Annotated in this window: 8 protein-coding genes and 1 rRNA gene; 6 read left to right on the top strand and 3 right to left on the bottom strand. The window is 48.2% G+C overall.

Translation table 11 applies throughout. The features are described 5' to 3' along the window. Window positions 1–11 precede the first annotated feature (11 nt). Window positions 12–635: a thiol:disulfide interchange protein DsbA/DsbL gene (locus tag CWE07_RS13330; RefSeq protein WP_111570428.1), complete on the top strand. Its 624-nt coding sequence runs from the start codon at window positions 12–14 to the stop codon at window positions 633–635. Between the two features lie 109 nt (window positions 636–744). Here CWE07_RS13330 and CWE07_RS13325 read toward each other — a convergent pair whose 3' ends face one another. Then, on the bottom strand, window positions 745–2,433 hold the full coding sequence (locus CWE07_RS13325; RefSeq protein WP_111570429.1) for a methyl-accepting chemotaxis protein: 1,689 nt from the start codon (window positions 2,431–2,433) through the stop codon (window positions 745–747). A 153-nt stretch (window positions 2,434–2,586) separates the two neighbouring features. Here CWE07_RS13325 and CWE07_RS13320 point away from each other — a divergent pair, with 153 nt between their 5' ends. Continuing rightward, entirely contained in the window at window positions 2,587–3,930 is a 1,344-nt protein-coding gene (locus CWE07_RS13320; protein ID WP_111570430.1) for a mechanosensitive ion channel family protein, read from the top strand. A gap of 48 nt (window positions 3,931–3,978) precedes the next feature. Here CWE07_RS13320 and CWE07_RS13315 read toward each other — a convergent pair whose 3' ends face one another. Further along, window positions 3,979–4,893: an acyltransferase gene (locus CWE07_RS13315; protein WP_111570431.1), complete on the bottom strand. Its 915-nt coding sequence runs from the start codon at window positions 4,891–4,893 to the stop codon at window positions 3,979–3,981. Window positions 4,894–5,052: 159 nt separating this feature from the next. Between CWE07_RS13315 and CWE07_RS13310 the strand changes: the two genes are divergently transcribed. From CWE07_RS13310 to CWE07_RS13300, 3 genes are read left to right on the top strand one after another with little or no spacing between them, the layout of a single operon-like run. After that, complete coding sequence (locus CWE07_RS13310) at window positions 5,053–5,745, top strand: hypothetical protein (RefSeq protein WP_126819019.1); 693 nt, start codon at window positions 5,053–5,055, stop codon at window positions 5,743–5,745. A 6-nt stretch (window positions 5,746–5,751) separates the two neighbouring features. Further along, window positions 5,752–7,272 (top strand): Y-family DNA polymerase, encoded by a 1,521-nt coding sequence (locus CWE07_RS13305; RefSeq protein ID WP_111570433.1) that lies wholly within the window; start codon window positions 5,752–5,754, stop codon window positions 7,270–7,272. Between the two features lie 10 nt (window positions 7,273–7,282). Then, window positions 7,283–10,366: an error-prone DNA polymerase gene (locus tag CWE07_RS13300; RefSeq protein WP_198679927.1), complete on the top strand. Its 3,084-nt coding sequence runs from the start codon at window positions 7,283–7,285 to the stop codon at window positions 10,364–10,366. 9 nt (window positions 10,367–10,375) lie between these two features. Here the strand turns inward: CWE07_RS13300 and CWE07_RS13295 are convergent, their stop codons facing one another. Beyond that, complete coding sequence (locus CWE07_RS13295; protein WP_111570434.1) at window positions 10,376–10,927, bottom strand: gamma carbonic anhydrase family protein; 552 nt, start codon at window positions 10,925–10,927, stop codon at window positions 10,376–10,378. A 603-nt stretch (window positions 10,928–11,530) separates the two neighbouring features. Here CWE07_RS13295 and CWE07_RS13290 point away from each other — a divergent pair. Beyond that, window positions 11,531–11,614: ribosomal RNA gene (locus CWE07_RS13290) — 16S ribosomal RNA — on the top strand; the annotation flags it as partial.

The raw sequence follows: 11,614 nt of genomic DNA, 5'->3' as shown, positions 1-11,614 counted from the left end.
GGTGACAAACAATGAAGAAATTTTGGTTAGCTATGGCTGCGGCAGCGTCAATGGTAGTGACTGCGGCGGCAAGCGCGACAGATTTTCGCGAAGGCGTGCATTATGATGTTATCGCTGAGCAAGCCACTGAAGAAGTAGAAATTATTGATTTCTTCTCATTTTATTGCGGTAGCTGTTATCAGTTTCAGCCGTTTAGCCAAATGATGAAAGCTGAGTTTGGCGACAGCTTTAAAAAGTATCATGTGAATTTTATCGGTGCTCGTAATATGGGCGATATTACCGTGCGTGCATGGGCTGCGGCGAATATTCTTGGGGTGTCTGATGAAGTCGCGCCACTGATTTTCCGCAAGCACTTCCAGCAACGCCAAGTGAGTAGCTCAATTGACGACCTTGCAGGTGTATTTGCTGCTGTCGGTGTCGACCGTGAAGCTTTTGATAACGCCTACAATAGCTTTCCGGCGCGTAGCCAAGCCAACCGCATGCGCCGTGAGGCTGAAAATTTTAATGTCAGCGCCACCCCGACCTTTATCGTGAATGGCCGTTACCGCATGAACCCTCAGGGTTTCCGCGACAGTGAAGACTTCTTTAACGACTATCTTGAACTGGCAAAGTACTTAGCCCAAAAAGATAGTTAAGCGCTTCGAGTATAGCTCTAAATAGTTCGAACATAAAAAACCCGCTATGATAGCGGGTTTTTTGTTGATAGCGGCATAGTGACACCTGGCCTAGTTACGCCTGACTCAGTTACACCTGGTAGCGCGATACATTTTGCTCCAGTTGGTTGGCGGTATCCGCAAGCTCTTCCATATAAGACGTCGCTTGGCGCGTGCCATCTGCAGTTTGGTTGGCAATATCGACAATGGTCGTCATATTTTGATTAATCGTCTCTGAAACCGAGGTTTGCTCTTCAGCGGCAGTCGCGATTTGAGCATTTTGGGTATTAATGGTGTTGACTGATTTTAATACCTCATCCAGTGCATGTTCCACCTCACCCGCTTCGGCAACACTGGTCGCACTGCCTTGTTCAATCGCTTGCATAATGCTGGTGACTTTCAATGTGCCCTGTTGAACCTGCTCAATCATGGATTCAATTTCATGGGTGCTGGCCTGAGTTCTGCTCGCTAGGGTACGCACTTCGTCGGCCACCACAGCAAAACCTCTGCCGGCTTCGCCCGCGCGTGCTGATTCAATCGCGGCATTCAGTGCCAACAGGTTGGTTTGCTCAGCAATATTTCGAATCACATCCAACACACTACCAATTTGGCCCGACTGCTGGTTCAATTGCTCCACAGCGCTGGCACCCTCAGCGACTTGATCAGCCAAGCCGTGAATGACACTGACCGCTGAGTGAAGTTGGCTATTGGCTTTATTAACCAGTGCTTCCGCTTGTTCTGCTGCCGTTGACGCTTCTTGTGCACTGCGAGCCACCTCTTGAGACGCAGCCGCTAACTCATTGATAGCGGTAGCAACTTGCTCGCTTTCCTCTTGTTGACGGGTCACGCCAGTTCGGGTTTCTGCTAACACACCATTGAGTTTGACCGCCGCCTGGTTCATTGACTCGGACGATTGGCGAATGGTTACCACCATATTGCCAACGTCATCGGCAAAGCGGTTAAACGAGGTGGCCAAATGACCCAGTTCGTCTTGGTGCTCGACACGAATGCGGCGGGTTAAGTCACCATCGCCCTGGGAAACGTCGTTCATGGCCAACACCGTAGTGCGCAGCGGGCGTGTAATGCCTCGAGAGACGAATACTGCAACGGCGGCAATCAGCAACACCGCAATCACCGAAGCTATCAGGGTGTTGACGAAAGCTTCATTGACTGCGGACTCAACCTGATTCGCAGTCGCGTCAACCTGAGCTTGTAAACCTTCAATCCAAAACCCAGTACCAACGACCCAGTTCCATTCACTGACCAGATCCGCGTAGCCTAATTTCGGTCCAATGTTGCCATTGGTATGTTCCCAGCCGTATTCTACGTAATCACCGCCGCGCTCAGCCGCACGGATCAGCTCTTGGATCAAATACACCCCATTTGGGTCTTGGAAATTATATAAATTACGCCCTTCTAACCCTTGGTTCACCCCATGGGCAACGCTAATCCCTTGGCGGTCATAGACAAAGATATAGCCCACGTCACCGGCATCATCAAAACGTAAACTGCGAAGAGTTTGTTTGGCCTGGCGTTGCAATTCAGCGGTATTTGAACCGTCATCAGCTGCCACTAACGGTGCAATTGAGCTCAATGCGAGCTCTAGGTAGTTGCTGACCTCTGCCCGGCGGTCACGCTCCATTTGTGTGGCGAAATCGTTCACTGTCTGGCTACCGATATTGCGAGACTGAGCATAATTGTAAATGGTTAACATGGCTGCAATAAGTACAGGGGGGATCAGCGCTAAACTAAGCACGCGCTGTTGAATTGATAAAGCCATATGGATCTCCAGAATTGAGTTTCTGTACCATTGTACGTCATTTTTACATAATGTTTAATATCGACCTTAGCCGCATTAGCTTGAGTGCAGCTTGCGTGTTGCTTAGGTTTTTGCTAATTTTACAGGCGCTGATAATCATACATTGAGGGTGGAATGGAAGAATTTCAGGCACAAATGACGACTTGGTGGGGTTGGATTGAAAACCAGCCATACTTATACACGCTGATCGCAATTTCGCTTCTGCTGGTTTTAGCTGGCATTAGTAATTGGGTCACCAAGCATGTCTTGCTCACGGGGTTAACTCGTGCGCTGCGCCATACACCGATTGGCCGCGATGCGCTTTTCGAAGAATCCAGAGTAATTACCCGCTTATCCAATGTGGTTCCTGCGATTGTGCTATCTGCGGGTGTTGCGCTGATTCCAAACTTGCCTGATTTTGTTACCAGTGTGGTTCGTAACGTCGCCTCGGCATTTATTATCCTCACGATTGCACTCGCCATAGGTAACTTCCTCACGATCTTAAACCGCTTGTACGAGCGTCGCCCTGATGCCGCGATGAAGCCCATTAAAGGGTATGTGCAGGTCATAAAGATAGTCATTTATGTGATTGCTGTTCTGCTCATTATCGCAACACTTATTGACCGTTCGCCACTTATTCTATTGTCTGGTTTAGGTGCGATGGCGGCGGTATTGATGCTAGTGTTCCAAGACACTTTGCTGTCCTTAGTCGCAAGCATGCAAATTACATCCAATGACATTATCCGTGTGGGCGATTGGGTAGAAATGCCCGGCTTAAGCGCGGACGGTGATGTAATTGATATCTCTTTGCATGTGGTGAAGGTGCAAAACTGGGATAAAACTATCACCACCATTCCCACCCGTCGCTTTATTGATACCGCGTTTAAGAATTGGCGCGGTATGCAGGAATCAGGTGGCCGCCGGATGATGCGGGACATGATGATTGACCAGCAAAGCATTCGCTTTTTAACTGCGGATGAAATTGAGCGTCTCAAAGGGTTCAAGTTGTTACGTGAATATATTGAAACTAAGCAGCAGGACATTGAGAAGTGGAATAAAGAGCTGGAAGAGCATGGCGATGATGCGCTGAACTCACGGGCGATGACGAACATAGGCACGTTTAGAGCTTATGTCACTCAGTACTTGAAGCACCATCCTGGCATTCATCAAGAACTGTTTATGTTGGTGCGCCAGCTTGCGCCAACTGCCGATGGCTTGCCATTGCAGGTCTACGGGTTCACCAATAGCACCGCTTGGGCCGACTATGAAGGCACTCAGTCAGATATTTTTGACCATTTGTTTGCGGTGATTTCACACTTTGGCTTACGCGTTTACCAGCACCCAAGTGGATTAGATATGCAAGCATTGCGAGTTGACCCGAAGATGTTCAGTCAGCGTGGAGAGGAGAAGTCTGAACCTGCAAGCGGTGACCAAGATAAAGATGCGTTACCGATTAAAAAGCCCGACGAAGCTGAATAAGATAGTCAGCATGGAAATAAAAAACCCGCTGTGTAAGCGGGTTTTTTATTAGTTATCGCGGGTACTAGGGTACTGCGTTAATGTCTCGGTGATACGTTTATCTTTCAAAGCCCAGCGCGCGTTTAGCCAGCTTTGAAAATGGGCTTGATAGGCTGGGTCATTATAATCGCCGACTAAATCATCGGTGACCTCTAAGGCGTCGATATGCAAGTGAATGTGGCGCAGGCGGCCGGCTAAGAAGTCTAGCACCAAGGGTTTGTTGGGATTGCGATCTGGGTACACGATAGTTATGTCCAAAATAGCATCAAAGTTGCCCTTCATAGCTTGCAGCGTAAATGCGGTACCGCCTGCTTTTGGCGGGAGTAAGTGCTGGTAAGGGCTCTGTTTTTGGTCCTTCTTCTGTTCAGTGAAGCGAGTACCTTCACAGAAGTTAATCACCGTGGTGGGAATATCTTTAAATTTCTCACATGACTTACGCGTGGTTTCAATATCTTTACCTTGCAGGTGCGGCTTCTTCGCAATTTGCTGACGCGAATAGCGCTTCATGAACGGCATGTCTAATACCCAACAGCCTAAACCGATAAACGGGATCCAGAACAACTGTTGTTTAAGAAAAAAGCGCGGCATAGGCATATCTTTACTGGCTAATTTCATCAGCACTAAAATATCTACCCAGCTTAAATGGTTGGCCAGAATCAGGTACCAACTGTCACGATTGAGGGCAAGACCACCCTCCACTTGCCAGCGAGTCTTCTGGGTCAAACTGAACATAGCGGCCACTGCATAGCCCCAAACCCGGAAAAGGTTGTTGGCGAGTGCAGAAATAAACCGTTGCCATGGACGGATGGGGATAATTTTAAACAGACCAAGGGTAATTATCCCGATGGCAATTAAAGTGGTCCAAAAAGCGCCCCAGAGAAAATTTATGACAACCTTAACTGGCGCAGGTAAAAATCTTAACATATTTCGATTTTCTCAAATGATAAAGCCAATGACGTCAATATCATACCTGATAGTCAGCAGAATGCTTACCTTTCCATGCTTGCATTGGGCAAAATTTAGCTATTATACTGTATGCATATACAGTTATTTGAGGCAGCAACTATTCTGCGGTGTATCATTATGGCTAAACAAAATCTGGTATCGCCAACATCACAGCTGTTAACCGACTTAATTCAGCGCGGACAAGTGTTTCGTGCGAGTCAATCGGCTACTGACGGGCATAGCTCAGCCCACTGCCAAGCCAACAAGTTATCGAGCGCCAGTAGGCAGCACATTGCAACGGGGTTTGCCGGGCTGGACCATGCCTTGGGGGGCGGTCTAGCGCTGGGCAAACTGCACGAATTTCAACGCCCCGCAGATTTTTATGGTGATAGCCAATTGGTGCAAGCGGCAGTCGCGTACGCAAACTCAGCGCCAGTGTTTTGGTTGAATCCACCCGCTCAGCCGTTTGTGCCGGGTTTACAACATGCAGCCGAACATTATGTGCTTGATCAGCTCAGTGACGAGGAAATCAAATGGGCGAGCAGTCAAATTATTAGCAATTTAGGCCATGGTGTTGTGTTGTTGTGGCATCCGCAGCCAGACGTGCAAACTGTGCGTTCTTGGCAGCGCGCCATGCAACAAGCCCCCGAGGCCTTGGTGTTGGTGTTTAGTGGCCTGATGCCGCAAGAAGCTCGGGCGTACCATACCCGCGTACGAGTGCGCTTACATGCTGCAACGTCGGCAAGTTCAAGTATCGCTTTTGATGTTCTGAAGCGGCCTGGCGGTTGGCCTGTATCACTTGATGCTGAAAAACTAGCCGTGCATAGGTAGATTCAGATGAACGCGCATGAGCTCCGCGGTACTTGGTTGTACCTTGAATTTCATCAGTTACAGTTGCAGCACTGGATGCAGCAACGGCCAAACTGCGAGCAACCTTTACTCATCGTGTGCAGTGATCGCAATAAGGTCGTACAAGCAAACCCCAGTGCGCGAGCTTTAGGTATCCACCCTGGCTTAGCCTTATCGGATGCGTGGTTACTTGCCGATGCGCTAGATTATGCGTATTGGCAACCTGAGGTCGAACAACGGTTACTGCAACAGCTAGCTGAGCGTTTGTACACCGCATTTGCTGATCTCAGCCTCGATACTGAAGCAAATGGACTTTGGGTTCAGCTCACGACTCAACAACGACTGCATGCTCAGCAACAGACTGTGGCTGACAAGGTGTCGAAACTACTAGTCGACACTGAATATCGCGCAAGCTTTTCTAGCAATCCGCTGCTGGCAAAACTCGGTATTGATGATCGTGCCGAGGCGCTGTTGCAAGCATGCCAAGGTTACCCGTTAAGGGTTTGTGGGCTGGCTGACGATTTGCACCATAAGCTCAGTAGTATGGGGTTAGACACCATAGATAAGCTGTTGCAAATCCCTGTGCCTATTCTGGGTAAAAAGTTAGGCCAGCCAATCGTGGACTTTATCTTGCAACTAAAGGGGCAGTTGAAACCGCGACTGCTTATCTACCAGCCCCGTGAGCTGATCTACCTTCACCGTCAGTTGCATGCGGAAGTGCATGTGTGGTCGGGCTTAAGGTTCGTTGCTAAAAGCTTATTGCAAGATCTTGAGCAACATCTACGTCAGTCACAACAAGCAGTCACGCGCATTTATTTAGTATTATTTAACCGTGACTTTCAGGGCAACCCAGCGCAAATGCCTTATAAGAGTAACGCATTTGCCACCTTCCCATTAGGGGTGGAGTGTGTCGAAATTGGCTTCGCTCGAGCAGTTTACCGACTGGCTGATACTTACTCTGTGTTGCAACTCAAGCTCGAAAACCGTCGTTTTAAGGCACCTATTGTTGATATTGGGTTGTATGTGGAGCAAACCGAAGCATTCACCGCACAACCGATGCGCTTAGACCAATCAAAAGCTGGGGAGCATCAACTAGCTACTTTACTGAATCGCTTACAAAGCCGTTTGGGCGCTGACAAAGTCCAAACCATTCACCAGCACACTGGTTGGTTACCTGAACTCCAGCAAAGTTTACAGCCGGTATCTGACCAAGATATTGGGCTCAGCACTGCGCACGACTCAACCCAGTCTTACCTTGATTGGCGGCCACCTTGGTTGCTGAGCCCAAAGCCGATCGATATTCGCGGCTGGCGCATTCAAGGGCAACCCCAGCGTATCCAGCCACCTTGGTGGTTGCCTGATCAGTCCGGCGCTGCTGATCGCGATTACTTAATTGCGCAAGATAAAGTCGGGCGTTGGGGCTGGGTGTATTTTCAACATGATGCGAAGGCGCAAGCATCGCCCCAACAAGATCCTGGTCAGTGGTTCTTGCATGGTTGGTTAAGCTAAGAGGTCGCTCGTGTTGGACGCATATCAATTCGCAGAGCTACACTGCCTTAGTCATTATTCATTTTTAAGTGCCGCATCATCGCCCCAAGAAATGGTGCAGCAAGCTCACGCGTTGGGTTATCAAGCCATTGCTATCACTGACGAGTGCTCTGTGGCTGGGGTGGTAAAGGCTTGGAAGCAAACCCAAAGCACTCCGATACAACTTATTGTGGGCAGCTACTTTAATGATCAGGATGATACTTTCACCCTGCTTGCAACTAATCAGCATGGCTATGAGCAATTAAGTGCGCTGATCACCCATTGCCGGCAACGAGCGCCTAAAGGTCAGTATCAATTTTCAAGTGCGGATTTATTGCACCACGACCTGAGCGACTGTGTGCTCCTGTATTGTCCGCTGGGTAGTTGGCGAAGCCCAAATACAGAGCTTATGTTGCAGTTAGCTCAGCGATTTAACCAGCGTACCTTTTTACTGATAAAACGCGATTTATTGCCTGCAGATAAAGCTTTTGTTCAAGCGCTATGCAAGCTCTCAGAACAATGCGGCTTACCCATAGTGGCTTCTAATATGGCACGAATGCATCATGCGCAAAGGCTTCCTTTGTTACATACGGTGCTATCGATACGCGCCGGCCAGACCGTGGCTCAGCAGCAAGCGCATTTACCGTGTAATGCAGAGCAGCGCTTGCGTACCTTAGCTGAGTTACAGCAGCTGTTTCAGCCTGCTTGGCTTAAGCGTAGTGTAGCGATAGCCAAGCAGTGTCAGTTTGTCCTCGACAGCTTGCAATACCAGTACCCGAGTGAAGTGGTGCCCCAAGGTTATCAACCCCATGAATACTTAGCCGAGCAAGCTTGGTTGGGGGCAAAAAGGCGTTTTCAACAGCAAGTGCCTCCTGCAATAGCACACCAATTAGTGAATGAGTTATCTCTGGTGCATGATCTGCAGTATGAGCACTTCTTTTTAACTATTTACGATGTGATTGAGTTTGCTCGTCAGCAGCAAATCTTATTTCAAGGCCGTGGTTCAGCAGCTAATTCCGTTTTATGTTACTGCTTAGGTATTACCGCAGTGAACCCTGCCCAGTCGCAACTATTATTTGAGCGCTTTATTTCAAAAGAACGCGATGAGCCACCCGATATCGATGTCGATTTTGAACATCAGCGTCGTGAAGAAGTGATTCAATATATTTATCAAAAGTATGGACGTCAGCGAGCGGCTCTTACCGCGACAGTGATTACTTATCGACTGCGTAGTGCCCTTAAAGATGTCGGCAAAGCGTTAGGCTTTCCATTAATCCAGTTAAATCAATTGCTGGCTCGCCTTGATCGTCGTGACAGCGAGGACGATTGGCAACAGCAACTCGAAGCGATGGGCGTACTACAGCACCCGCTTGGCATGCACCTATTGCAACTGACTGCGCAGTTAAAAGGTTTCCCGCGCCACCTGTCTCAGCATGTGGGCGGTTTTGTTATCGCAAAAGGCGCACTATCCAATTTAGTTCCGATAGAAAATGCCGCTATGCCCGAGCGCACTGTGATTCAGTGGGATAAAAATGATATTGAAACGCTGAAGTTGCTTAAAGTCGATGTGTTAGGGCTGGGCATGTTAACCGCGTTGCGACGCAGCTTGGATATTGTGGCGCAAAGAAGTGGCCAGCAACTTGGCCTGGCTGACATTCCTCAAGAAGACCCGAGTGTCTATACCATGCTATGTAAGGCCGATGCCGTGGGCGTGTTTCAAGTCGAATCGCGAGCACAAATGAATATGTTACCTAGGTTAAAGCCAAAGACTTTTTACGACTTAGTCGTGCAAATCGCGATAGTAAGGCCTGGCCCTATTCAAGGCGATATGGTGCACCCTTATTTACGCCGTCGCGATGGTCTTGAACCCGTTACCTACCCTAATGCTGCGGTACAAGATGTGCTCCAGCGAACGCTTGGGGTACCTATCTTCCAAGAGCAAGTGATTAAGCTGGCGATGGTTGCGGCTGGCTTTAGTGGGGGTGAGGCAGACCAACTCAGGCGCGCTATGGCAACATGGAAAAGTAAAGGCCAAATGCTTGAGTTCAAGCGCAAAATTGTCGAAGGCATGTTGCTTCGTGGTTACGAAGAGCAATTTGCGCTGCGCTTGTTTGAGCAAATACTCGGTTTTGGTGAGTACGGCTTTCCTGAATCTCATGCCGCCAGCTTTGCCAATCTTGCGTATGCGTCGGCATGGTTGAAGTGTCATTACCCTGCAGCCTTTTATGTAGGTCTATTAAACAGCCTGCCGATGGGCTTTTACTCAGCCGATCAATTAGTGCAAGACGCAAGGCAGCACCAAGTCGAGGTGTTACCTATATGCATCAATCAAAGCAGTTGGTTGCATCAGGTCGTATATCCAAACGGTAAAGCCTGTATCCAGTTGGGCCTGCTTTTGGTCAAAGGGCTATCGCAGTCCGTGGCGGATGATTTACTGGCAGCACGTCCAATCAGCGGATTTGAAAGTATTCAGCAGGTTCAGCAATTGCAGTTACCCACACTGGATATGGAGGCATTAGCGAGCGCTGGCGCATTTGCACGATTATCTGGTCATCGCTATCAAACCCGTTGGCAGATGACTCGGCTTGGTGATCAGCTTGATATGCTCCAGCATGCAGAAGAAGGACAAGCGGATTATCAGTTACCAGCACCAGATGCACTCAGTGATATGGTGCAAGATTATGCCAGCCTAGGTTTAACGTTAGCAGCGCATCCTCTGGCTCTACTTGCTGCTTCGGCACCTCAGTTACCTAATTACAAGCGCGCGGCGCAATTGAAAAACTTACGTAGCGGCCAACTAGTGACAGTCCTTGGCTTGGTCGTGGGTCGTCAACGACCATCGACCAGTGCAGGGGTCACCTTTGTCACCCTTGAAGACGAAACCGGTAATGTGAATGTAGTGGTATGGCGTGATCTTGGGCGCACGCAACGCAAGCAATGGCTGAATGCGAAACTGTTAGAAGTAAAAGGAAGAATAGAAATTGAAGGTGAAGTGATTCATGTTATTGCAGGGCGGATGACCGACCGCAGCGATTTGTTACCAACGCGCGCGGTTCGGTCACGAGACTTTCATTAGCTTTAATCACTAGTCATCTGCATTCTCATTCAAGTATTCATTCTTGAGTTGCACATAGTTTTCTGCTGATTTAGCCAAGAAGTCACGCTCAGCCTGATGCAAAGGACGCGCTTGCTTAACCGGGCTGCCCACATATAGATAGCCACTTACTAAATGCTTATTTGGTGGAACTAAAGAACCAGCAGCAATAATGACATCATCTTCGACTACAGCGCCGTCCATCACAATCGCCCCCATACCGACTAATATACGATTATGCAGGGTGCAGCCATGCAGCATAACTTTATGACCTACAGTGACATCATCCCCAATTAACAAGGCATAACCGTCAGGTGCTTCAGGGTTGGTACGCGTAACATGCAGCACACTACCGTCCTGAATGTTAGTGCGCTCACCAATCCTAATGTGATTAACATCACCACGCGCCGCCACTAAAGGCCAGATGCTACTATCTTTACCGATTTCGATGTCACCAACCAGAACGCTGGATCTATCAATATAAGTAGAAGAAGCATACTTCGGGTACTTGCCTTGGTATGCACGAAGGTGGTTGGGGGACATAAACACTCCTTTAAAGTGTATTTAACTAACAATATAGAATAAATATAACTCAAATTGCTTAGAATTGCTTCAAACGCAGGTTTTTATAAAGTTTTTTGCAAAAAGTCCTTGTCATCGCCGCTGTCATCTCTATAATGCGCCTCACTTCAAACGGTTAGCCAGCAACGAGTTGCTAGCAAATTAAGTTTGAAAAAAGCCTTGACGGGATTGATTAAATCCTTAAAATGGCGCTCCCAGCTCGAGATGAGCGGGAAAGGTTTAAAACTCAGTGTTAACTGTCTGCTAACAAGTCAAATTGAACGCAGAAACTTGAAAAAAGAGTTGACACTGAAAATGAGTTGTGTAGAATACGCACCTCGCTTGAAGCGGACAGCGCCAAGCAAAACGTTCTTTAACAATATATCAAAGCCAAGCAATCTGTGTGGGCACTTACATTGATTGAGCAACTTAAAAAGCTACCTCGGTAGCAGATTTGAACGGCAGGCTAAGCCTGCCCTACGAATCAAAATGCTCATGAAATGCTGGTGACCAAACAAAGCGGTCTTTAATGACCAAATTGATTAAGAACCAACGATTCATTGAGCACTTGCATATCAAAATCTTTAATTGAAGAGTTTGATCATGGCTCAGATTGAACGCTGGCGGCAGGCCTAACACATGCAAGTCGAGCGGTAACATTTCTAGCTT

Source organism: Aliidiomarina maris (genome assembly GCF_003987335.1).
Lineage (GTDB): Bacteria > Pseudomonadota > Gammaproteobacteria > Enterobacterales > Alteromonadaceae > Aliidiomarina > Aliidiomarina maris.
The sequence above is the reverse complement of the archived record's forward strand: the minus strand, read 5'-3'. Positions and strand labels throughout refer to the sequence as shown.